Here is a 21,213-nt window from a genome sequence, read left to right on the forward strand (position 1 = left end):
CACGGGTCCATCATCAGCGCGCTTCCCGTGCCCAGCGCATTGGCTCGGCTCCAACTGGCGCGCAACGGTGCTTTGCGGCGCGGTGGACCCCGGCACAGGGCCGGGGTGACGGGTTCTGGTGGTGGGAAGCGCGCGCGGGCCTGGCTCAGCGATGGCGCTATGTTCGCGGCTCCCGCCTCAGGCGGCCACCGTCACGAAGCTGTCCATCACCCGCTTGCGTCCGGCCTGCTCGAAATCGATCTCCAGCTTGTTGCCCTCGATCTCCGCGATCGCGCCATAGCCGAATTTCTGGTGGAAGACGCGCATTCCGACCGCGATGTCCTTGCGCGCCGGGGCGCCGACGCTGACCGCCGACGCGCGCCCCTCGAACACGCGCGGGCTTTCGCGCACGAAGGTGGAGGCGGGCGACGCCGCGCGCTGCCATCCGGGCCCACGCCCGGTGCCGCGCGCGACGTCGGCGAACGGATCGCTGCGTTCGGACCAGTTGGCGCGCCACAGGCTTTCGCCGCCGCTCATCGTCGTCTCGCTCTCGATATGCTCGGGTGGCAGTTCACCGACGAAACGGCTGGGGATGCTGCTCGTCCACTGGCCATAGATGCGGCGATTGGCCGCGTGAAGGATCACCGCGCGCCGCCGCGCCCGGGTGATCGCGACATAGGCGAGCCGGCGCTCCTCCTCCAGGCTGGCGAGGCCGCCTTCGTCGATCGCGCGTTGCGAGGGGAAGACGCCTTCCTCCCACCCGACCAGGAACACCGTGTCGAACTCCAGCCCCTTGGCGGCGTGGATCGTCATGATCGTCACCTGCGGCTCATCGCGCCCGCCGTCATTGTCCATGACCAGGCTGACATGCTCCAGGAACGCGCCGAGGCTTTCATATTCCTCCATCGCGCGGACGAGTTCGTTCAGATTCTCGAGCCTCCCCGCCGCCTCGGCGGTCTTGTCCGCCTGCCACATCGCGGTGTAGCCGCTTTCGTCGAGCAATTGCCGGGCGAGCTCAGGGTGCGGCAGGTCGCGCGCCATGTCGCGCCAACGGCTGATGTCGCCGATCAGGCTGCCGAGCGCGCGGCGCGCCTGCGGCGTCAGCTCGTCGGTGTCGAGGATGCGCGCGGCGGCGTGGAGCAGCGGCAGGCCCTGCGCGCGCGCCAGCTGATGCACCTTGGCCACCGCCTTGTCGCCCAGACCTCGTTTGGGCACGTTGACGATGCGCTCGAACGCTAGGTCGTCGGCGGGCTGGTTGACGATGCGCAGATAGGCGAGCGCGTCGCGGATTTCCTGCCGCTCATAGAAGCGGAAGCCGCCGACGATGCGATAGGGCATACCGATCGCGATGAAGCGGTCCTCGAACTCGCGGGTCTGGTGCTGGGCGCGGACCAGGATCGCGAACCGGTCGAGCGACTGGCCATCGCGCTGGCCGCGCTCGATCTCCTCGCCGACGCGGCGGGCTTCTTCGGGGCCGTCCCAGACGCCGACGACCCGGACCTTCTCGCCCGCATCCAGCTCGGTCCACAGCGTCTTGCCGAGCCTTCCGCCATTATGCGCGATCACGCCGGCGGCTGCGCCCAATATGTGCGGGGTCGACCGGTAATTCTGTTCCAGCCGGATGACCTTGGCACCCGGGAAGTCGCGCTCGAAGCGCAGGATATTTTCGACCTGTGCGCCGCGCCACGAATAGATCGACTGGTCGTCATCGCCGACACAGGCGATGTTGCGCCGCTCCTGCGCGAGCAGCCGCAGCCACAGATACTGGACGCTGTTGGTGTCCTGATACTCGTCGACCATGATGTAGCGGAAGCGCTGCTGATAGCTGCTCAGCACCTCGCGGTCAGTTTTCAGGATCGTCAGCACGTGGAGCAGCAGGTCGCCGAAATCGCAGGCGTTGAGGGCGCGCAGCCGGTCCTGATAGGCGCGGTACATTTCCTGACCGCGGCCATTGGCGTAGAGCTCGTTCTCGCCCGCATCGAGATCGGCAGGGGTCAGCCCCTTGTTCTTCCACCCGTCGATCAGCCCGCCCAGCTGGCGCGCCGGCCAGCGTTTCTCGTCCAGGTCGGCGGCGGCGATCAGCTGCTTGAGCAGGCGCAGCTGGTCGTCGGTATCGAGGATGGTGAAGTTGGGTTGCAGTCCGACCAGTTCGGCGTGGCGGCGCAGCATCTTGGCCCCGATCGCGTGGAAGGTGCCGAGCCACGGCATCCCCTCGACCAGGTCGCCGACCATGCGCCCGACCCGCTCGCGCATCTCGCGCGCGGCCTTGTTGGTGAAGGTGACCGACAGGATCTCGCTCGGATAGGCGCGGCGCGTGTAGAGCAGATGCGCGAGCCGGGCGGTCAGTGCCGCGGTCTTGCCCGTGCCGGCGCCCGCCAGCATCAAGACCGGCCCGTCAGTGGTCAGCACCGCCTCGCGCTGCGGCGGATTGAGCCCGCGCAGATAAGGGGGATCATCGGGGGCGGACGCGGGAAGACTCATCGGTGAACAGTTAGGGAACGCGCAGGCCTGGGGCAACCCGGTTCGCGGGTTCAGGCGCGGCGGAGCAGTGTCAGCTTGGCCTTGCCGTGCACCCGCTCGGCGTCGATCGCAAAGCCGGCGGCAACGACATCCTCGTCGCGCGCGGTTTCGACGCTGATCCAGGTCGCGGGGCCGATCCAGCCGAGCCGCGCCAGCTTGTCGAGCGCGACATTGCCCGCGCCGCTGCGATAGGGCGGATCGACCAGCATCAGGTCGACCGGCTGGCTGACCGGGCCCAGTGCGAGCACCGACTGCGCGCGCACATCGGTGCCGGTCGCGCCGAGTCGGGCGATATTCGCCTTCAGCGCCTCAAGGGCGGCGCGGTCCTGTTCGACGAACAGGCAGGCAGCAGCGCCGCGCGACAGCGCCTCCAGGCCCAGCGCGCCCGATCCGGCGAACAGGTCGGCGACGCGCAGCCCGTCGAAGCTGCCGACCCGACTGGTCAGCATCGAAAACAACGCCTCGCGCGTGCGGTCGGCGGTGGGGCGGGTGGCGTCCCCTTTGGGCGCGATCAGCGGCCGTCCGCGCCATGTGCCGGCGATGATCCGCATCTATCGCGCTTTCTTCGTGGTACCGCCGGGGTCGCGCTTGCGCCGGGGCGGACCCGGTTTGGCCTTTTTCTTCGCCCAGCCTGCGGGCTTCTTGGCCGGTCGCGGCGCGCGTTCGGGCTCCGGTGCCGGCGACTCGCGCGCGGTCCGTTCCGCCGGTGCCGCCTTCACGCGCCGCGGCTTTGCCTCTTTGGCGGGCTTTGGCCGGGGCTTGGCCTCACCGGCTGGCCGCGCATGCGACCTGGTCTTCGGCGGCGAGTCCGGCTCGCCCCTGCGCTCCGGCCTGGGTCGCCTTTCGGCCGCGGCCGCGACCGGAATCGTCACGCGGACCGGAGCCATCGCGTTCATGTCCTTGCGGAACGCGACGACGTCGTGCTGGCGGATTTCGTCGACCGCGCCGATGCCCAGCCCGTCGAGCAGGAACGGGCCATAACGCGTGCGGATCAACCGGGAGACCTGGAGCCCGAGATGTTCGAGCACGCGGCGAACCTCGCGGTTTTTGCCCTCGGTCAGCGTCAGCTCGATCCACATGTTCGCGCCCGTGCGCCGCTCCAGATTCGCGTTGATCGAGCCGTAGCGCACGCCATCGATCTCGACGCCGAGCATCAGATCCTCGAGCTGCGCCTGGCTGACCTGGCCATAGGCGCGCGCGCGATAGCTGCGCTCGACCCCTGATTTGGGCAGTTCGAGCTGGCGCTTCAGTTCACCGTCGGTGGTGAGCAGCAACAGGCCCTCGGTATTGAGGTCGAGCCGCCCGACCGGCATCACGCGCGGCAGGTCGCGCGGCAGGCGGTCGTAAATCGTCGCGCGGCCCCGCGGATCGCGCTCGGTGGTCAGCACGCCGCTGGGCTTGTGAAAGCGGAACAGCCGGGCCGGGGCAGGGGCCTTTACCGCCTGCCCGTCGACCGTCACGCCCCTGAGCGATGTGAGCACGGTCGCAGCGGTCTCCAAAGGCTTGCCGTCGAGCGCGATGCGACGCTCGTCGATCATGCGCTCGATCTCGCGGCGCGACGCGATGCCGGCGCGCGACAGCAATTTCGCGATGCGCTGCGGTTCTTTCGGTTTGGACGGCCCCATGGCGACGGTGATATAGACACTGCTGGCCGACCGACAAAAAAACTTTGCTGCCGGGCGGCGATTTCGTCGGCAGGACGTTGTGCGGAAGGGGCCGCGCAGACGGTCGCTTCAGGGACGAGCGAATACGACAAGATGCTGTTTACCCGCAAAACCCGGCGCATCACGCGCATCATGGTGGTCGAGGACGAGCCGCTCGTCGCGTTCGACACCGAATATCATCTGACCGAATCCGGCTTCGAAATCGCCGCGACGGTCGATTCGGTCGCGGATGCGCTGGCGGTGATCGCGCGTGACGAGCCGCTGGACCTGGCGCTGGTCGACCTGACGCTGGCGGACGGTTCGGGAATCGATGTCGCGCGCGCGGCGGTGGCGCGCGGCGTCATGGTGCTGTTCGTTACCGGCAATTGTCCGGGCGACGCCCGCGCGCTCGCGGCGGGCTGCCTGTCGAAACCCTATGGTCCGCGTGACCTGACCGGGGCGATCGAAGCCATCGAAGCCGTGCGCGACGGCCACGCGCCGAAAAAGCTGCCCGGCGGGTTCAGCCTGTTCCTGGAGCGCGCGGCCTGAGGCGGTCCTCGATCCGGTTGAACCGGATCGCCGCGCTCGGTCATTTGCACCACGTCACTGGCTGTCGCCCGTCCCCAGGCGCGCGGCGGCGCGTTCGACCGCGCGGGCGATCTGGTCGGCAAGCTCGGGATCGTCGACGGCGCGGGCGATCGACACGCCGCCCGCCAGCATCGCCAGCAGGGCGATCGCCGCCTCCTGGTCGCCATCCAGCGCAGCAGCCGCGACGACCTCACGAAACTCGGTGGTGAAGGCATGGCGGGCCGCATCGTCAGAGCGGGCGACGTCACCGGTCAGGCTTTGCAGCGCGCAGCTTTGCGCCAGGTCACAGGTGCGGCGGTCGCTCATGTAAAAGCTGATGAAACGCGTGCGCCAGTCTGCGCCATGATCGGCGCGCATCCGCTCGATACCGTCGCGCAGGTCGCGCAGCCCCTCGGTCACGGCGGCGCGGAACGCTTCCGCCTTCGACTTGAAATGCGCATAGAACGCGCCTGAGGTCACGCCGGCACCGCGCGCGAGCCCGTCAACGCCGAGCGCCCCATAGCCCTGGCTGCGAAAGCCGCGCCCGGCGCTCGCCAGGATGCGCGCCCGGCTTTCTTCTTTCTTGCCCACAGGATGCGACATATCGGCTCTCCACGTAACGAACGCTATTTTGTCGTTGACAGCATAACGACCGTTATCTAGCTACCACATAGCGATCGTTATGGCACGGTCGCCCCGCACTGCGCAAGGGCGCAGGCATATAGGAGGCAGATTATGGGCAAGGCGTTTGTATATACCGAACTTCAGAACACCGTCCCCTTCGACGCCGCGCCCTGGCGCGAGCTTAACCCGGTGCTGCTCGAACAGCCGGGTTTCGTGAACAAGACCTGGTTGTCGGGCGCAGTGACCAACTCGGTCGGCGGCTTCTACGAGTTCAACTCGATCGATGCGGCGCTGCAATTCGTCACCGGCTATTTCCCAAACGAAGCCAAGCGCTTCGGCGTCCCGCAGACGACGCGCGTGTTCAACGGCGAGGTGGTCGAGGAAGCGAGCCGCGCGCTCAACTCGGTGCATTTCGGCGGCGTCGTGAGCCAAGTTCCCGGCGCGTTCGTCTATACCGAAGCCCAGATTTCCGCCCCGTTCGATCAGGCCCCCTGGCGTGAGATGAACCCGATCCTGAAAGCGCAGCCGGGATTGCTGCACAAGACCTGGCTGAGCGGCATCAACACGCTGTCGGTCGGCGGCTTCTATGCTTTCGACACGCTCGAAAATGCGTCGCGCTTCGTCACCGACTATTTCCCGACCGAGACGCGCGCGCTCAACGTTGCTTACACGACCCGGCTGTTCGACGCTGCCCCGGTCGCCGAGGCGAGCCGCGCGCTGCATTCGGCCTTCTTCATCTGAACCCAGCCCCCCGGTCAGCTCGGCCGGGGGGTGTTTTGCCGCCGCTGGCCGGAGTTGCCCAGATGTCGCTATCCGAACACGCCGCGCAGCTGCGGCTGCTCCACACCATGATCCGGGTCGCCGATCTCGACCGCTCGCTGACCTTCTATTGCGACCGGCTGGGGATGCGCCTGTTGCGTCTTCAGGATTTTCCCGAAGGCAAGTTCACGCTCGCCTTTATCGGTTATGGCAGCGAAGCGGAGGCGACAGTGATCGAGCTGACCCACAACTGGGACGGCGCGCCGGTCGATCCGGGCCGCGGCTTTGGCCATCTGGCGATCGGCGTGCCGGAAATTCACGCCGCCGCGACCGCGCTGGCCCAGGCGGGCGTGCCGGTGGTCCGCGCCGCCGGCCCGCTCAAGGGCGATCCCGAACAGGTTATCGCGTTCGTCGAGGATCCGGACGGCTACCGGATCGAGCTGATCCAGATCGATGCCGCCTCACCGATCTGGGGCAGGCCGCACGTCGCCGATGCCCCCGTGATCGGCCGCGCCTGAGCTGTCACGACGCTAGCATCCCCTCCACCGCGTCGTGGAAGTGCCGGATGCCGCGTTCGAGCTGGCCGAGCGTCAGCCGGTCGATCGCGCCGCTGGCCAAGCCCTGCTGACCGAGCTCGGCGGCGCGGAAATCCTCTGCGGCGAACACGCCCTGGTCGAGCAGCTGCCAGCTGCGTTCCCAATGGTCGCGCGCCTTGTCGGTCGCCGGGGCTTCGGGGATCAGCATGAAATCCTCGACCAGGACGCGGTCGTGCGCCTGCGGCATCAGGATCATCAGGTTGATGTAATCGGGGCTGACGATGATGACCGTGCCCGGAAACAGTTGATAGGTATAGGTGATCGCGCGGCGCAGCACCGCCCAGTCGCCCGACGACAGCGCGTCGGCCTCTGCCGCGCGGCCGACCGCCGAACGCTGGTGCGCGCCGATCGTGTCGGCGGTGGACACGCCGTCCTGGAAGAACGGCGCGATCGTGCCGGCGTGAAGCCGTTGCACGTGATACGCCTCCAGAAATGCATCCATGATCAGCTTCCAGTTGGCGCGCACCTCATGGGTGCGGCGGCGGAACAGGTGCTGTCCGGCCAGGTCGAACGCTGCGAAGTCACGCGCCAGGGTGTCGGCATCGGCGAAGTCCGCATCCGCATCGAAACTGAACCAGATCAGGCCGCCCGCTTCATGCGTCGGCAGGCGCTTCAGGCCGAACTCGCCCTTGTCGAGCCCAGGAAAGGTTTCGGGCCGCGGCAACCCGGTCAGCCGGCCGTCGAGCGCATAGGTCCAGGCGTGATAGGGGCAGACGAGGCGCGGCGATTTTATCGCAGCACAGCCCTCCACCAGACGCGTGCCGCGATGGCGGCAGACGTTGAGGAAGACATGCGCCCGCCCGTCACCGTCGCGCGCAACCAGTAGCGGCTTGCCGAAGCCGTCATGCGGCACCGCCATGTTGCGATCGGGCAGCAACGCCGATGGGGCGATGACCAGCGGCACGCGGTTGAAGATCCGCGCCTGTTCGGCGTCATGCCGCGCCGCACGGGTATAGGCGTCCGCCGCGACGTGCGCGATGCCGTCGTCGCGCGCGGTGCCGCCGCGGCCAAGTTCCGCCGCCAGGGCGAGCTGGCCCGGCGTCGGGGTGAGCGCGTTCATGGCTATTCTTCCCTCTCGTTTTGGCTAGTGTTGCGCCTTTGGGACAAGGGTTCAAGGTGACGGACAGGGTGAAGGGGGTGGCGCTGCTGCGCGCGGCGCTGCGCAATCGCAAGACATCGGCGATGCTGGTGCTGGGCTTTGCCTCCGGCCTGCCGTTCGTGCTGCTGATCGGGACGCTCAACGCGTGGCTGGGCGAGCTGAAGGTCAGCCTAGCGACGATCGGGGTCGTGTCGTGGATCGGTCTGGCCTATGCCTTCAAGTTCCTGTGGTCGCCGCTGGTCGATCGCGCGCAGTTGCCGCTGCTTGGCCGGTTGGGTCGCAGGCGATCGTGGCTGGTGCTGTGCCAGGGGGGGCTGGCGCTGCTCCTCGTCGCGCTGGCGCTGACCGATCCGGTGACCGCGATCGGCAGCTTTGCCGTGCTCGCGGTGATCGCGGCCTTCCTGTCGGCGACGCAGGACGTGGTGATCGACGCCTGGCGCATCGAGGTGGCGGACGAGACCGCGACCGTCGATCTGCTTTCCGCCATCTATCAGCTCGGCAACCGGCTGGCGGCACTGACCGGCGGCGCGCTGGCGCTCGTGCTGGCGGCGCGTATCGGCTGGCCGGCAGTCTATATCGGCTTTGGCGGCGCCATGATCGGTGCGCTCGTTATGACGCTGTTCACGCCGGAGCGGCCGCGCGACCGGATGGACGAGCGCGCGCCGCTCGCCGGGCATGTCGTCCCCGAGCCGCGTGAACGCGCCATCGCGCTGGGCATCGTCGCGGTCTGCTGGCTCTGGGCGATCGCGGTGCTGGGCAGCTTCATGGCCGCGGCGCTCAGTCCGGTGCCGCCGGGCGAGACCGCGCCATCGGCGGGGAACTTCACCCGCGACTGGGGGCCGTGGATCATCGTCGCGACCGTCATCATTCCCGCGATGGTGTCGGCGTGGACCAACCGGCTGCCCCGCCGCATCGAGGATGCGGCGGGGCAGGGCGGGCTTCAGGCGACCGCCAACCATTGCTATCGCGCGCTCATCCTGCCGCTGGCCGAGATCGTCGGGCGGCTGCGCTGGGGCGCGATTCTCGTCCTCGCGGTCATCCTGCTCTATCGCATCGCCGATTCGATCTGGGCGCCGTTCGCCTTTCCCTTCTACCTCGATTTCCTGGGCTACACGAATGACGAGGTCGCGTTCGCGTCCAAGCTGTTCGGGGTGATCATGACGATCGCCGGGGTCGCGATCGGCGGGGTGATGCTGGCGACGCTGGGGCGGATGCCGACGCTGCTGCTTGGCGGGATCGTCGCGGCGTTGTCCAACCTGCTCTATGCCGATCTCGCCAATGGCGGCGCGGGAATTGACGGCTTTGCCGGGCTGCTGTTCCTCGACCAGATCGGGGTCGACCCCCGGATGCTGCGGCTGATGGTCGCGATTTCGGGCGAGAATATCGCGGGCGGTTTGGCGGGTACCGCCTTCGTCGCCTATATCAGCGCGATGACGTCGCGCGATTTCAGCGCGGTGCAGTTCGCGCTGTTGTCCTCCATGACCTTCCTGGTCGGCGCGCTCGGCCGCGCCGCGATCGGCGAGGCGCTCGAGCTTTACGGCTATGCCAACATCTTCCTGCTGACCGCCGCGCTGGGCGGCGTCGCGGTGGTCCTGGTGCTCGCCGACTGGTGGCGCCAGCGGGCGAGCGCGTCGGGGGTCGAGGGCGAGGCGGTGGCGACCGCGGCTTGAGACCGGTATTCAAAAACTTGGCGCAGTTTCCGTTCGTTTCGAGCGAAGTCGAGAAACGTATCTCGACTCCGCTCGATACGAACGGGTGAGCGTAGCTCGACGAGAAGCGTGGTCCGTTTACGCCAGCGCCAGCCCGGCTTCGGCAAAACTCTGCGCCAATAGCTGCGCGGTCGCGATCGGCACCGCGCGCTGCGGCGCGCCGAGCACGTCCGCCAGCAGGATCAGTGCGCGCTCCGGCCGGTCGGGCGCGGCGGTCAGCGCAGCGATGATCCCCGCTTCGTCGCGAGTCATGCGTTGGCAGCACCACGGCGCGATCTGGATCGGGCGGGACGATACCGACGACATGTCGCTCATCAGCGCGCGGAGCAGCACCAGCGGGCGGCGAAAGCGGCGGCCGAACGCGGTGACGAAGGCATTGGCGACGGCCGCGTCATGCAGGCCCTGCGCGCCGGTCTGGCGGATCGCGAACAGCAACAGGCGCACCGCCGGCGCATCGGGTGCGCGATGGGGCAGGGCGGTGGCGATCGGGTTGGCAGGCGACATAGGACGTTCCTCTCGACAAGGACGCCAGGCTATCAAACCGCTATTGATAGTCAATCGCAAAAAGGATGGATCAGTCGGGCAGCTCCTCGTTTGCGGCGAGTACGCGTCCGGCGAGGTAGAGCGATCCCAGTACCAGCACGGTGACCGGCGACCGCGTTGCTGACGCGATCGCATCGAGGGCGTCGGGAACATCGGCGGCGGTGTCCGTCACGCCGATCCCCAGCGCCTTGCCCAGCGTGGCGAGGGCTTCGGGCACGTGATGCGCGTGGCCGGGAACCGGCACGGCGACAAGCCGGTCGGTCATCGCTGCGAACGGGGCAAGCAACCCGTCCGGATCCTTGTTGGCGAGCATGCCGAGCACGATCGCGATCGGGCGGCTTTCAGCCACCCCGGCGAGGGCGTCGCGCACGGCCTGAGCTGCGGCGGGATTGTGCCCGCCATCCAGCCACAGCGTCGACCCGGCGGGCAGCCGGCGGGTCAGCGGCCCGTCCGACAGGCGCTGCATCCGCGCCGGCCAACGCGCTCCACTGGGCATCGCGGCGATCGCAGCGTCGGGGATTTGCAGGGCGCGCTGATGTCGCAGCATCGCGGTCGCCAGCGCGCAGTTTGCCGCCTGGTGCGAACCGGCCAGCGTGGGCAGGTCGAGCGTGCGTTCGCCCCCACCATCGCGATAGGCGAGGCGGCCGTCGGTGATGTCCCAGTGCCAGTCGGCGCCGGCGCGCAGCACCGGTGCGCGGCGCGTATGGGCGGCGGCTGCGACGACGTCGCGTATCGCGGGCGGATAGTCGAAGGTGACGAGCGGCACGCCGGGCTTCGCGATCCCGGCCTTTTCGGCGGCGATTGCCTCGATCGTGTCGCCGAGGAACGCCTGGTGATCGAGCCCGAGCTGGGCGATGCCGCACACCGCGGGATGGTCGATCACGTTGGTCGCATCCAGCCGCCCGCCCAGCCCGACCTCGATCACGCAGGCGTCCGCCGGCGTCCGCGCGAATGCGAGAAACGCGACCGCCGTCGTCACCTCGAAGAAGCTTGCGCCGATATCGCTGCCCGCGTCGAGCACTTCGGCGAGCAGCGGGGCAAGCGCCGCATCCCCGATCAGCTGGCCCGCGACCCGGATTCGCTCGTTGAAGCGTACCAGATGCGGGCTGGTATAGACATGGACGCGATGGCCCGCCGCCTCCAGACCCGCGCGCAGATAGGCGCAGGTTGATCCTTTGCCGTTGGTGCCCGCGACATGGAACACCGGCGGCAGGTGGCGATGCGGGTTGCCGACCCGGTCGAGCAGCCGGGTGATGCGGTCGAGCCCCAATATGTCCGCGCCCGGCCCGAGCAGGCTCAGCCGGTCGAGCTGGCGCTGCACCGCCGGATCGGTCGAGGTCGCGAAATCGGGCATGATCGGCGGGGGTAGCGCGTCAGGCGGCCTGGCGCTCCCCGCACAGATAGCCGATCACCTGCGCCAGCGTATCGCGCAGCGCCTTGCGCTCGACGACCATGTCGATCAGGCCATGGTCGCGATAATATTCTGCGGTCTGGAAATCGTCGGGCAGCTTTTCGCGGATCGTCTGCTCGATCACGCGCCGCCCGGTGAACGCCAGCGTCGCCTTGGGCTCGGCGATGTGGATGTCGCCCAGCATCGCATAGGCAGCCATCACCCCGCCCGAGGTCGGATCGGTCAGCACGACGATATAGGGCAGGCCCGCCTCGCGAAGCATCTCGATCGCGACGGTGGTGCGTGGCATCTGCATCAGGCTCAAAATGCCTTCCTGCATCCGCGCGCCGCCCGATGCGGTGAAGACGATGAACGGAGCCTTGGCGGCGATCGCGGCCTCGGCGCCCGCGATGAACGCCTCGCCCACCGCCTGGCCCATCGATCCGCCCATGAAGGCGAAGTTCTGCACGCCGATCACCGCACGGTGCCCGTGGATCGTGCCGCGCGCGTTGACGAAGGCATCCGGATCGCCGGTTTCGACGCGTGCGGCCTTGAGCCGGTCGACATAACGCTTGGAGTCGCGGAACTTGAGCGGGTCTTCGGGCACGCGCGGCGCGGGCAGCAGCTTCATCGATCCTTCGTCGAACAACTGCGCGAACCGCTCCTTCGGGCCGATGCGCTCATGATGGCCGCAGGACGGACAGACGTGCAGATTTTCCTCGAACTCGCGGGTGAAGATCAGCTGCTGGCATTTGGGGCATTTATGCCAGAGATTGTCGGGCGTTTCCTTGGTCGCGACGACGGAGGCGATCGCGTTGCGAACGCGGTTGAGCCAGCTCATGCAGGTTCCTTCTGCGCCGCGTCGATCGCGGCGCGTAGTGATTGGACATAGGCGGTGACGGCGGCGGGCGCGTCGGCACCGTTCGCGGCGATCAGCTCGACGATCGCCGATCCGACGACCACGCCGTCGGCGACGCGGGCGATGGCCGCCGCCTGTTCGGGCGTGCGCACGCCAAAGCCGACCGCGATCGGCAGGTCGGTCGCGGGCTTGAGCCGGGCGACTGCCGTTTCGATCGAGGCCTGCGCGGCCTGTTGCAGCCCGGTGATTCCGGCGACCGAGACATAGTAGAGAAAGCCCGATGCGCCATCGAGCACCGCGGGCAGGCGCGCGGTATCGGTGGTGGGGGTGGCGAGCCGGATCGGCGCGATGCCCGCGGTGCGCAGCGCCGGGCCGAGCTGATCGTCCTCCTCGGGCGGGATGTCGACGCAGATGACGCCGTCGATACCGGCCGTCGCGCATTGCTCGGCGAACCACTCCGCCCCGCGCCGGAGCATCGGGTTGGCATAGCCCATCAGGACGAGCGGGACGCTGGGATGGCGGGCGCGAAAATCTGCAGCGATCGCCAGGATATCGCGCGTCGTGGTACCGACGGCGAGGCTGCGCAGATTTGCCGCCTGGATGGCCGGGCCATCCGCCATCGGGTCGGTGAACGGCATTCCCAGCTCGATCACGTCCGCCCCGCCCGCGACCAGCGCGTCGAGGATGGCGCGGGTGGGGCCATCGCCGGCAGTGACGAAGGTGACGAGCGCGGCGCGATCAGCCGGGAAAGCAGCGGAAAGGCGGGTCATATAGCCCTCTCGCCTGACGTGGAGTAGCTCCGATTCACATCGCCACTCCCAGCGCCTCGGCGACGGTGAAGATATCCTTGTCGCCGCGTCCGCACAGGTTCGCGAGGATGACCTGGTCGGCGCGCATCGTCGGCGCGACCTTGGCGACGGCGGCGATGGCATGGCTCGGTTCGAGCGCAGGGATGATCCCCTCGGTCCGGCAGAGCAGCTGGAACGCATCGAGCGCCTCCGCGTCGGTGATCGAGGTATAGTCGACCCGGCCAATGTCCTTCAGCCACGCGTGTTCCGGCCCGATGCCTGGATAATCGAGGCCGGCCGAAATCGAATGCGCCTCGGTGATCTGGCCGTCCTCGTCCTGGAGCAGATAGGTCTTGTTGCCGTGCAGGATGCCGGGGAAGCCCCCCGCCAGCGACGCGGCGTGTTCCTTGTCGAGCCCATGCCCGGCCGCCTCGACGCCGAGCATCCTGACGTCCGCGTCGTCGAGAAAGGGGTGAAACAGCCCGATCGCGTTCGATCCGCCACCGATCGCCGCGACCAGCAGATCGGGCAGGCGGCCGGTGCGGCTGAGCATCTGCGCGCGCGCTTCACGCCCAATCACGCTCTGAAAATCGCGGACGAGCTCGGGATAGGGGTGCGGCCCGGCGGCGGTGCCGATGATGTAGAAGGTGTCGTGGACGTTCGCGACCCAGTCGCGCAGCCCCTCGTTCATCGCATCCTTGAGCGTCGCAGCCCCGCTCGTCACCGGGCGGACCTCTGCGCCCAGCAGCTTCATGCGGAACACATTGGGCTGCTGCCGCTCGATGTCGCGTGCGCCCATGTAGATGACGCACGGCAGGCCGAAGCGCGCGCAGACCGTGGCGGTCGCGACGCCATGCTGGCCGGCCCCCGTCTCCGCGATGATCCGCGTCTTGCCCATGCGGCGCGCGAGCAGGATCTGGCCGATGCAGTTGTTGATCTTGTGTGCGCCGGTGTGGTTGAGTTCGTCGCGCTTGAACCAGATTTCCGCGCCCATGCCGTCGGGGGCACCCGCGCGCAGCGCCTCGGTCAGCCGCGGCGCATAATAGAGCGGGCTCGGGCGGCCGACATAATGTTCGAGCAGGTCGTCGAACTCGGCGTGAAACGCCGGATCGGCCTGCGCCGCGCGATATTCGCGCTCCAGGTCGAGGATCAGCGGCATCAGCGTTTCGGCGACATAGCGGCCGCCATAATCGCCGAAATGCCCGCGCTCGTCGGGTTGTGCCCGGAAACTGTTGGGTGCGTTCATGATGCGGGTGCGTTTAGCACCTGCAGGCCCCAAGTCGATACGGCATCGCCTATCCGTGCACCGCCTTCAGGAACGCGGCGATCTTCGCCGGGTCCTTCGTGCCCGGTGCGCGCTCGACGCCGGACGAGACATCGACCAGGGTCGCGCCGGTGCGCCGGATTGCTTCGGCGACATTGCCCGCGTCGAGCCCGCCGGACAGCGCCCAGGGCAGCGGGTGCCGGAACCCGTCGAGCAGCGCCCAGTCGAAGCGCACGCCCATGCCGCCGGGCAGCGTCGCGCCCTCCGGCGTCTTGGCGTCATAAAGGATGCGGTCGGCCGCGCCCGCGAAATCGCGCACCTGGTCAAGATCGCGCGCGGTCTTGATCGCCACCGCCGCCCAGGTCTCAAGCCGGGTGCGCGCGCCGATCGCCGCGACGCGTCCGGGCGCGGTCTTGTGAAGCTGCAAGGCATCGAGCCTGCCCGCCGCAACCGCCGCGTCGATCAGGGTGTCGTCGGGATCGACGAAGACGCCGACCCGCGCGACCCGATCGGGCACGCGCGCCGCGAGCGCCATCGCCTGTTCGAGGGCGAGGTTGCGCGGGCTTGGCGCGAAGAAGACGAACCCGACATGGCTCGCGCCGCCGCCGATCGCGGCATCGAGCGTGTCGGCGGTCGACAGGCCGCAAATCTTGACCGTGGCGGGCATCGCGCCGCCATAGAAGCCTCGGCGGCGCGCGCAAGCCCCGGCAGTCAGGCGCCGGTGGTCAGGCGGGCGCCAGCACCTGCTTCACTGCGTGCGCCCAGCCCGCCAGCCGGCGCGCGCGCAGGTCCGGGTCGATCGACGGGGTGAATTCGCGCACCGGTCCGCGCATCGCCGCCGCCGCCTCCAGCGAGGCGAAGCGGCCGCAGCCCAGCCCGGCAAGCATGGCGGCACCCATCGCGGTGGTCTCCGCAAAATCCGGGCGTTCGACCGTCACGTCGAGCATGTCGGCCAGATCCTGGGCCATCCAGTCGTTGGCGACCATACCGCCGTCGATGCGCAGCCGCGCCCAGTCGGCACCATCGGCGGCGAAGGCGGTCTTAAGGTCATGCGCCTGGTGCGCCATCGCCTCCAGCGCGGCGCGGACGATGTGCGCGCGGGTACTGGAAAAGCTGAGGCCGGAAATCGCGGCGCGGGCGTCGGGTTGCCACCACGGCGCGCCGATGCCGCTCAGCGCCGGGACCAGATAGACGCCGCCATTGTCGGCGACGCTGCGGGCCAGATCCTCGGTTTCCTGCGCGGTTCCGATCAGGCCGACCTGGTCGCGCAGCCATTTGATCAGGCTGCCGGCGACGAACACCGACCCTTCGATCGCATAGGCGCGCCGCCCGTCGATCTGCCACGCCAGCGTCGCCAGCAGCCGGTGGCGCGACACCGGCGGCGTTGCGCCGGTATGGGTCAGCACGAATGCGCCCGTGCCGAACGTCGCCTTGGTCTCGCCGGGATTGAGGCACGCCTGGCCGATCGACGCGGCCTGCTGGTCGCCGGCCATGCCGGTGATCGGGATGGGATGGCCGAACAGGGTCGTCTCGCCGAACGATCCGGCGCAATCGACGATCGCGGGCAACGCCGCGCGCGGCGCGCCGAACAGCTCGATCAGCCCGTCGTCCCAGCTGCCGCTGCCCAGCGCCATCAGCAAGGTGCGCGATGCGTTGGTCGCATCGGTGACATGCACCCCGCCGGTCAGTTTCCACACGAGCCAGCTTTCGACGGTACCGATTGCCAGCCGGTCGGCTTGCGCCGCCGCGGCGACCTCGGGCCAGTTCGTCATCGCCCAGGCGACCTTGCTGCCCGAAAAATAGGGATCGAGCCGGAGCCCCGTGCGCGCCTGCACCCCGGGTTCCTCGCCCGCGTCGCGCCACGCGGCGCACAGATCGGCCGTGCGGCGGTCCTGCCACACGATCGCCGGGGCGAGCGGCTCGCCCGTTGCCCGGTCCCAGAACACGACGGTTTCGCGCTGGTTGGTGATGCCGATCGCGGCGATCCGGTCGGCGCCGCCGGCACGCGCGACCATCGCGTGTGCGCACGCCAGCGATTCGCGCCAGATTTCGCCGGCGTCATGTTCGACCCAGCCGGGGCGTGGGTAATGCTGCGTGATCGGCCGGCCTTCGTGGGCGACATGGCCGCGGTCGGGGTCGAACAGCATCGCGCGGGTGGAGGTGGTGCCCGCGTCGAGCACCAGGATCAGCTTTTCCATCGCATCAGCATAGGCCGGACGACCGGCGGGGGGAATTCCCCTTGCCCGCTGGCTGTTCTACACAGGCAGCATGAACCAGCACAACGTCACCGGGCCGGGCGAGCATGATCCCGAACGCCTGACCGGCGATACCCATCATGACGAGGAACTGCGCCGCGACCGCCTGCTCGCCGGGCTGACCCTGATCGCGGGCGTCGGACTGGTGCTCGCGCTGCCCTTCGCGCTCCAGGCCGGATACCGCTTCTTCCTGCCGCTGACCGCGGCGATCGTCGTCGCGATCGCGCTGGTGCCGTTGCTGGAATGGCTGGAACGGCGGCGGCTGCCGTCGCCGCTCGCGGCGTTCCTGTGCGTGTTCGTGTTCCTGGCGATCGCCAACATCGCGCTCGCCTCGATCGTCGTGCCGGCGTGGAGCTGGGTCCAGGTGCTGCCCGAGCGGATCGCCCGCATCCAGACGAACATCGCCCCGCTCATCGATTTCTATTCGAGCTTCGAGAAGTTCGTGAACCGCCTGATCAGCGAGGTGGCGAGCGCGCCCGCCCGCCGCAACGAAGCCGTCGTGGAGCCGCCCCGTTCGCTGCTCGACCTGGTCGGGACGTCGGCCCCGTCGGCGCTCATCGAAATGTTCTTCGTCATCCTGGTCATCTATTTCTTCCTGTCGGGGTGGACGCGGCTGCGCCAGTCGGCGATCACCAGCCGATCGAGCTTCGGCGGGGCGCTGGCGACGGCGCGGGTGATCCAGGACGTCGTCGACGACACGTCGGCCTATCTGGGCACGATCACGCTGATCAACCTGTCGCTCGGCCTGGTCGTCGCGGGCGGCGTCTATCTGATCGGGATGCCGACGCCGCTGATGTGGGGCGGGATCGTCGCGCTGCTCAACTACATCCCCTATTTCGGGCCGATCCTGGCGGCGGCGCTGCTGGCGCTGGGCGGCCTGATGACCTTCGACCAGCTGTGGTGGGCGCTGATGCCTGCCTTCATCATGATCGTCGCGCATCTGGTCGAGGCGAACCTGTTCACGCCGCTGGTCATCGGTCACCGGCTGACGATCAATCCGCTGTCGATCCTGATCGCGCTCAGCTTCTGGGGCTGGGTATGGGGAACGGCCGGCGCGCTGCTCGCGGTGCCGCTGCTGATCATCTTTCAGCGGGTGCTGCGCGCGGCAGGACGTCCCGATATCGCGGGCTTCCTGTTCGAGCATGGGACGCTGGTGAACGAGCCGCCGCGCGAGCATGCGCCGAAGCGCGAAACATCGCCCGCCGGGGGTGTTGACAGCCCCGAGGCCGTCCTCTAGGTGCCGCGCTCTCGCAAGGATATGCGGGTGTAGCTCAGTTGGTTAGAGCGCCGGCCTGTCACGCCGGAGGTCGCGGGTTCGAGCCCCGTCACTCGCGCCATTGCCCGCGCAGCGGCGCGCGTTCGGCCGCGCCGAAATTTCTCGAAAATCGTTGAACTTAACCCGGACACGGGGCGTTCCCTTCCTGTCGCCGCCGCCAAGGAGCGGCGACCAGTATGGAGGGTAACCATGGACATCGACTCACGCGAAACCATTGATCTGATCGCTTCGGACAAGGTCGAGGGCACGGCGGTCTACGGCGCCGACGGCGACCGGCTCGGCACGATCGAGCGGTTCATGGTCGGCAAGATGTCGGGCCAGGTCGAATATGCGGTCATGTCGTTCGGCGGCCTGTTCGGCATGGGCCACAGCCACTATCCGCTGCCGTGGCAGACGCTGACCTATGACACCGACAAGGGCGGCTATGTCGTCAGCCTGACCAAGGAGCAGCTGGAGAACGCACCGCGCTACGATCAGGACGAGCCGACCTATGACCGCGCCTATGGCGAGCAGGTCCATGGGTATTATGGCCTGAACTACGCCTGATCATCCAGAAACGGGCTCCGGCGCCGCCGTCATGCGACGGCGGATGCCGGCGTCGGCAATTGCACGTCTGCGGGCAGATAGCGCTCGAACAGCGTGCGCACGTTCACCCGCGCGCGCAGTCGGGTAGCCAGCAGATACATGCCGCCGATCTTGCGCTGGATGAACAGCGTGTCGACCGGGGGCAGGAACCACTGGCTGCGATCGGCGGCCAGTTCGACGCCCTCCGCTCGCATCTCCGCAAGCATGTCGCGCGCGCCGAAATCGAACATCGCGTCGCCACGCAGTGGCGCGAGGCCGCGATCCAGCATCGCAATCACCTTTTCCTGCCGCCAGCGCGGCGCGTCCACATTGATGAAGCCCGCCGCCGCCGCAACCTCCCGCGCGCGGTCCAGATCGCCGTCAAGTGCGGCGTTCAGCAGGCGCGCATACCCCGCCGCGGTTTCCGGCGCGATTTCGCGCGCGGCCCCGAAATCGAGCAGCGCGATCCGCTTGGTCGCGGGATCGTAGAGATAGTTGGCGAAATTTGGATCGGTCTGCATCAGCCCGAATTCAAACAGCTCGCGCAGCACCAGTTCGAGCAGCAGCGTGACGACGCGGTCGCGCTCGGCTTGCGGCGCATCGACAAGCGACTCGACCGGAACGCCCGTCACGAAATCCATGGCGAGGATGGTCGGGCGGGTAAGGTCGGCGTGCGAGTCGGGCACGACGAATTCCGGCCGATCGGCGAGCAAGGTCTTGAACCGCGCCAGATAAGCGCCCTCGCGCGCATAATCGGCTTCGTCGTGCAGCTGCCGCTTCGCCTCCGCCAGCAGGGGCGCGACGTCGATCTGTTTGGGGACGAGGCCCGATACGCGGAGCAGCGCGGTGACGTTGTCGACATCGCTGTCGATGCTGCGGGCGACGCCCGGATACTGGATCTTGATCGCCAGATCGCGGCCGTCGCGCGTGCGCGCACGGTGCACCTGGCCGATCGACGCGGCGGCGATCGGGCGCTGACCGAACTCGGCGAACTGCCGGCGCCAGTCGCGGCCCCATGCCTGGCCGAGGACCGTGTTGAGCTGACCCGGCGGCATGTGATCGGCGTCGGCGCGCAGCCGGGCGAGGATGTCGGTCAACTCGCGCGGCAGCAGCTCGCCCGCATCCATCGACAGCAACTGCCCCATCTTCATCGCCGCGCCGCGCAGCTGCGCGAGCTGCGCCGTCACCCGCATCGCATTGGCAGGGGTCAGCAACAGGTCGCCGACGTTCGGCCGCTTGCCGGCGGCGAATTGTCGCGCCCCGTCGACCAGCATGCCGCCGGCCACGCCCGAGGCAAGGCCGCCGAACCTGGCCAATCGCGCGAACCGTCCGGTGGGCACTGCGGTGCCGTGCCGGCGATCGGGGGGAAGGGCCATTTGGACATGCTCCGGTGAAAGGCTTTATTCCACGCAGGTAAGGCGCGGCGGTCGCGCTTCAATGCGGGCTATGGGGCAGGGGGCGTTTCCGCATTCGTCAATGGTTCCGGCCTCCGCCGGGGCGACGCGCGCAACCTTCGTCCCAGATCGGGCGCTATCGCCAGTGCCCGGTTTCCATCCAGCGCAGCAACGGCTTCATCGGCGCGATCCAGATCACGCCGGTCACCGCGTAGACCAGCGCCTGCACCGCCCAGTGCAAACCCCCGATCGTCGCCGAAAAGCTCGCGACGAGGCCGATCCACACGAAGGCGGCGACCAAAATCGCCAGCATGCCGACGGGCTTGCGCCAATTGGGTTCCATTACCAGTCTCCGGTCATGAACAGGCCGCGTTCGGTGATCACGGCGTGCAGCGGCACGTCCCACGGGTCGACCGGCACGGCGGGCACCTCCTGCACCGACCATGCGACGCCGATGCGTAGCGCATCGGGGAAGCGGGCAAAGGCGCGGTCGTAATAAGCTGCGCCCTGGCCGAGCCGGTTGAGCGCATCGTCAAAACCGATCAGCGGCGTCAGGATGATGTCGGGGACGAGCTCGGTTGCGCTGGCGGCGGGCTGCTTCAGGCGCATCGGCCCGTCGACCAGCGGCTGGCCCGGCGACCAGGCGAGGAAGCGCATCGGCACCGCACGCGAGGCCGCGACATGCGGAAGCGCGATCGCCGCGCCCAGCATCCGGGCATCGCGCTCGATCCCCGACGGATCGGCTTCGCTGCCGACCGCCCAGTAGCTGGCAACGACGGTGCCCGGCGCGATCCGCGCGCGCAGCCATCCCGGCATGACGAAGGCGGCTTCCTTGTCCGTGGCAAAGCCATCGCGGCGCGCGCGCAATTCGGCGCGCAGGGCGGATTTGTCGGTGTCCATCGTCATTTCTGGGCCTGTCTGCATGTGGACAGATCTCTAAACCCGCTCATCCTGAGTAGCCATTGAGCTTGTCGAAATGGCCTATCGAAGAACGAGAGCGCGCGTGAGTCCTTCGATACGGGTCCCTTCGACTGCCTGCCAAGGCAGGCGCTCAGGACAGGCTTCGGCTTCGGCAAAGCCGAAGTTTATCCTGAGCGACGCCGCAGGCGGCCTCGAAGGGCTCAGCCCCTACTCAGGATGAGCGGTATGTGACGCGATGGAACATCTTTACGACCACCCGTGGGCGATCTGATCGTCGTCCCATCAACTTTCGCAAACGGGGGTGGCGGGGACCACCATGGGTCGGTTGCTGGAATATCCTCTGACGCCGGTAACGTCAGGTGGGGGCCATGTGCTTCGGACCAGGGTCCGGGCAGGGACAGCTCCCTTGGATGATTTTATCGCCTCAGGGATTTTCGCTAAAGCTCGTACCGGGCAGTTCCCG

The 21,213-nt window shown here is 68.2% G+C and carries 21 protein-coding genes, 1 tRNA gene and 1 other RNA gene; 7 read left to right on the forward strand and 16 right to left on the reverse strand.

The genetic code is table 11. The features are described 5' to 3' along the window. Window positions 1-177: 177 nt before the first annotated feature. From AX709_RS06865 to AX709_RS06875, 3 genes are read right to left on the reverse strand one after another with little or no spacing between them, the layout of a single operon-like run. Complete coding sequence (locus AX709_RS06865) at window positions 178-2,460, reverse strand: ATP-dependent helicase (protein WP_066548100.1); 2,283 nt, start codon at window positions 2,458-2,460, stop codon at window positions 178-180. 50 nt (window positions 2,461-2,510) lie between these two features. Continuing rightward, window positions 2,511-3,050, reverse strand: a complete 540-nt coding sequence (gene rsmD / locus AX709_RS06870) for a 16S rRNA (guanine(966)-N(2))-methyltransferase RsmD (protein ID WP_066548102.1) — start codon at window positions 3,048-3,050, stop codon at window positions 2,511-2,513. Further along, window positions 3,051-4,082 carry a pseudouridine synthase gene (locus AX709_RS06875; protein WP_231727447.1) on the reverse strand — a complete coding sequence of 344 codons (1,032 nt, stop codon included), beginning with the start codon at window positions 4,080-4,082 and terminating at the stop codon, window positions 3,051-3,053. Window positions 4,083-4,256: 174 nt separating this feature from the next. On the opposite strand from AX709_RS06875, the gene AX709_RS06880 reads away from it, so the two are divergent. Further along, window positions 4,257-4,691, forward strand: coding sequence for a response regulator (locus AX709_RS06880; RefSeq protein WP_066548106.1), 435 nt, complete (start codon window positions 4,257-4,259; stop codon window positions 4,689-4,691). A 54-nt stretch (window positions 4,692-4,745) separates the two neighbouring features. Here AX709_RS06880 and AX709_RS06885 read toward each other — a convergent pair whose 3' ends face one another. Beyond that, entirely contained in the window at window positions 4,746-5,312 is a 567-nt protein-coding gene (locus AX709_RS06885) for a TetR/AcrR family transcriptional regulator (protein ID WP_066548109.1), read from the reverse strand. 132 nt (window positions 5,313-5,444) lie between these two features. Between AX709_RS06885 and AX709_RS06890 the strand changes: the two genes are divergently transcribed. Together AX709_RS06890 and gloA are read left to right on the forward strand one after the other, a co-directional pair. Then, on the forward strand, window positions 5,445-6,074 hold the full coding sequence (locus tag AX709_RS06890; protein ID WP_066548112.1) for a hypothetical protein: 630 nt from the start codon (window positions 5,445-5,447) through the stop codon (window positions 6,072-6,074). Between the two features lie 62 nt (window positions 6,075-6,136). After that, window positions 6,137-6,610, forward strand: a complete 474-nt coding sequence (gene gloA, locus AX709_RS06895; protein WP_082731663.1) for a lactoylglutathione lyase — start codon at window positions 6,137-6,139, stop codon at window positions 6,608-6,610. Window positions 6,611-6,614: 4 nt separating this feature from the next. Here the strand turns inward: gloA and AX709_RS06900 are convergent, their stop codons facing one another. Then, window positions 6,615-7,748 carry an aromatic ring-hydroxylating oxygenase subunit alpha gene (locus AX709_RS06900; RefSeq protein ID WP_066548114.1) on the reverse strand — a complete coding sequence of 378 codons (1,134 nt, stop codon included), beginning with the start codon at window positions 7,746-7,748 and terminating at the stop codon, window positions 6,615-6,617. 56 nt (window positions 7,749-7,804) lie between these two features. Between AX709_RS06900 and AX709_RS06905 the strand changes: the two genes are divergently transcribed. Continuing rightward, window positions 7,805-9,457, forward strand: coding sequence for an AmpG family muropeptide MFS transporter (locus AX709_RS06905; RefSeq protein WP_066548212.1), 1,653 nt, complete (start codon window positions 7,805-7,807; stop codon window positions 9,455-9,457). Between the two features lie 117 nt (window positions 9,458-9,574). On the opposite strand, the gene AX709_RS06910 is transcribed toward AX709_RS06905, so the two are convergent. The 7 genes from AX709_RS06910 to glpK all read right to left on the reverse strand — a co-directional run bounded on the left by AX709_RS06910 (window position 9,575) and on the right by glpK (window position 16,538). Beyond that, window positions 9,575-10,000 carry a DUF6628 family protein gene (locus AX709_RS06910; protein WP_066476408.1) on the reverse strand — a complete coding sequence of 142 codons (426 nt, stop codon included), beginning with the start codon at window positions 9,998-10,000 and terminating at the stop codon, window positions 9,575-9,577. A gap of 70 nt (window positions 10,001-10,070) precedes the next feature. Next, window positions 10,071-11,393: a bifunctional folylpolyglutamate synthase/dihydrofolate synthase gene (locus AX709_RS06915; RefSeq protein WP_066548116.1), complete on the reverse strand. Its 1,323-nt coding sequence runs from the start codon at window positions 11,391-11,393 to the stop codon at window positions 10,071-10,073. Between the two features lie 19 nt (window positions 11,394-11,412). After that, a complete protein-coding gene (gene accD / locus AX709_RS06920; RefSeq protein ID WP_066548118.1) occupies window positions 11,413-12,270 on the reverse strand; it encodes an acetyl-CoA carboxylase, carboxyltransferase subunit beta in 858 nt (285 codons plus the stop codon). Further along, complete coding sequence (gene trpA / locus AX709_RS06925; protein WP_066548121.1) at window positions 12,267-13,058, reverse strand: tryptophan synthase subunit alpha; 792 nt, start codon at window positions 13,056-13,058, stop codon at window positions 12,267-12,269. Before trpA ends, accD begins: the two co-directional genes overlap by 4 nt. A 34-nt stretch (window positions 13,059-13,092) precedes the next feature. Beyond that, window positions 13,093-14,322, reverse strand: coding sequence for a tryptophan synthase subunit beta (gene trpB / locus AX709_RS06930; RefSeq protein ID WP_066548124.1), 1,230 nt, complete (start codon window positions 14,320-14,322; stop codon window positions 13,093-13,095). Between the two features lie 49 nt (window positions 14,323-14,371). Next, window positions 14,372-15,007, reverse strand: a complete 636-nt coding sequence (locus tag AX709_RS06935; RefSeq protein ID WP_066476395.1) for a phosphoribosylanthranilate isomerase — start codon at window positions 15,005-15,007, stop codon at window positions 14,372-14,374. Between the two features lie 58 nt (window positions 15,008-15,065). Continuing rightward, the gene (glpK, locus tag AX709_RS06940; protein ID WP_066548127.1) at window positions 15,066-16,538 is read right to left on the reverse strand and encodes a glycerol kinase GlpK; all 1,473 of its coding nucleotides are present in this window, start codon (window positions 16,536-16,538) and stop codon (window positions 15,066-15,068) included. A gap of 70 nt (window positions 16,539-16,608) precedes the next feature. On the opposite strand from glpK, the gene AX709_RS06945 reads away from it, so the two are divergent. The 3 genes from AX709_RS06945 (at window position 16,609) to AX709_RS06955 (ending at window position 18,417) form a co-directional block, all read left to right on the forward strand. Further along, a complete protein-coding gene (locus AX709_RS06945; protein WP_082731664.1) occupies window positions 16,609-17,832 on the forward strand; it encodes an AI-2E family transporter in 1,224 nt (407 codons plus the stop codon). Between the two features lie 23 nt (window positions 17,833-17,855). After that, a tRNA-Asp gene (locus AX709_RS06950) sits at window positions 17,856-17,932 on the forward strand. A 128-nt stretch (window positions 17,933-18,060) separates the two neighbouring features. Beyond that, window positions 18,061-18,417, forward strand: coding sequence for a PRC-barrel domain-containing protein (locus AX709_RS06955; protein WP_066476393.1), 357 nt, complete (start codon window positions 18,061-18,063; stop codon window positions 18,415-18,417). Window positions 18,418-18,446: 29 nt separating this feature from the next. Here the strand turns inward: AX709_RS06955 and AX709_RS06960 are convergent, their stop codons facing one another. The 4 genes from AX709_RS06960 to ssrS form a co-directional block, all read right to left on the reverse strand. After that, window positions 18,447-19,811 carry an ABC1 kinase family protein gene (locus AX709_RS06960; protein ID WP_066548130.1) on the reverse strand — a complete coding sequence of 455 codons (1,365 nt, stop codon included), beginning with the start codon at window positions 19,809-19,811 and terminating at the stop codon, window positions 18,447-18,449. A gap of 154 nt (window positions 19,812-19,965) precedes the next feature. Next, window positions 19,966-20,172, reverse strand: coding sequence for a DUF2842 domain-containing protein (locus AX709_RS06965; RefSeq protein WP_066548133.1), 207 nt, complete (start codon window positions 20,170-20,172; stop codon window positions 19,966-19,968). Continuing rightward, on the reverse strand, window positions 20,172-20,735 hold the full coding sequence (locus tag AX709_RS06970) for a 5-formyltetrahydrofolate cyclo-ligase (protein WP_066548134.1): 564 nt from the start codon (window positions 20,733-20,735) through the stop codon (window positions 20,172-20,174). Before AX709_RS06970 ends, AX709_RS06965 begins: the two co-directional genes overlap by 1 nt. Before the next feature lie 319 nt (window positions 20,736-21,054). Then, window positions 21,055-21,213: non-coding RNA, 6S RNA (gene ssrS, locus AX709_RS19555), on the reverse strand.

Source organism: Sphingomonas sp. CCH15-F11 (genome assembly GCF_001557005.1).
Taxonomy (GTDB): Bacteria; Pseudomonadota; Alphaproteobacteria; order Sphingomonadales; family Sphingomonadaceae; genus Sphingomonas.

Bases quoted from the DNA above. Each gene is read 5' to 3' on its own strand.
- AX709_RS06865 (WP_066548100.1), bottom strand. From the start codon at position 2,460: ATGAGTCTTCCCGCGTCCGCCCCCGATGATCCCCCTTATCTGCGCGGG.
- rsmD (WP_066548102.1), bottom strand. From the start codon at position 3,050: ATGCGGATCATCGCCGGCACATGGCGCGGACGGCCGCTGATCGCGCCC.
- AX709_RS06880 (WP_066548106.1), top strand. From the start codon at position 4,257: ATGCTGTTTACCCGCAAAACCCGGCGCATCACGCGCATCATGGTGGTC.
- AX709_RS06885 (WP_066548109.1), bottom strand. From the start codon at position 5,312: ATGTCGCATCCTGTGGGCAAGAAAGAAGAAAGCCGGGCGCGCATCCTG.
- AX709_RS06890 (WP_066548112.1), top strand. From the start codon at position 5,445: ATGGGCAAGGCGTTTGTATATACCGAACTTCAGAACACCGTCCCCTTC.
- gloA (WP_082731663.1), top strand. From the start codon at position 6,137: ATGTCGCTATCCGAACACGCCGCGCAGCTGCGGCTGCTCCACACCATG.
- AX709_RS06900 (WP_066548114.1), bottom strand. From the start codon at position 7,748: ATGAACGCGCTCACCCCGACGCCGGGCCAGCTCGCCCTGGCGGCGGAA.
- AX709_RS06910 (WP_066476408.1), bottom strand. From the start codon at position 10,000: ATGTCGCCTGCCAACCCGATCGCCACCGCCCTGCCCCATCGCGCACCC.
- AX709_RS06915 (WP_066548116.1), bottom strand. From the start codon at position 11,393: ATGCCCGATTTCGCGACCTCGACCGATCCGGCGGTGCAGCGCCAGCTC.
- accD (WP_066548118.1), bottom strand. From the start codon at position 12,270: ATGAGCTGGCTCAACCGCGTTCGCAACGCGATCGCCTCCGTCGTCGCG.
- trpA (WP_066548121.1), bottom strand. From the start codon at position 13,058: ATGACCCGCCTTTCCGCTGCTTTCCCGGCTGATCGCGCCGCGCTCGTC.
- trpB (WP_066548124.1), bottom strand. From the start codon at position 14,322: ATGAACGCACCCAACAGTTTCCGGGCACAACCCGACGAGCGCGGGCAT.
- AX709_RS06935 (WP_066476395.1), bottom strand. From the start codon at position 15,007: ATGCCCGCCACGGTCAAGATTTGCGGCCTGTCGACCGCCGACACGCTC.
- glpK (WP_066548127.1), bottom strand. From the start codon at position 16,538: ATGGAAAAGCTGATCCTGGTGCTCGACGCGGGCACCACCTCCACCCGC.
- AX709_RS06945 (WP_082731664.1), top strand. From the start codon at position 16,609: ATGAACCAGCACAACGTCACCGGGCCGGGCGAGCATGATCCCGAACGC.
- AX709_RS06955 (WP_066476393.1), top strand. From the start codon at position 18,061: ATGGACATCGACTCACGCGAAACCATTGATCTGATCGCTTCGGACAAG.
- AX709_RS06960 (WP_066548130.1), bottom strand. From the start codon at position 19,811: ATGGCCCTTCCCCCCGATCGCCGGCACGGCACCGCAGTGCCCACCGGA.
- AX709_RS06965 (WP_066548133.1), bottom strand. From the start codon at position 20,172: ATGGAACCCAATTGGCGCAAGCCCGTCGGCATGCTGGCGATTTTGGTC.
- AX709_RS06970 (WP_066548134.1), bottom strand. From the start codon at position 20,735: ATGACGATGGACACCGACAAATCCGCCCTGCGCGCCGAATTGCGCGCG.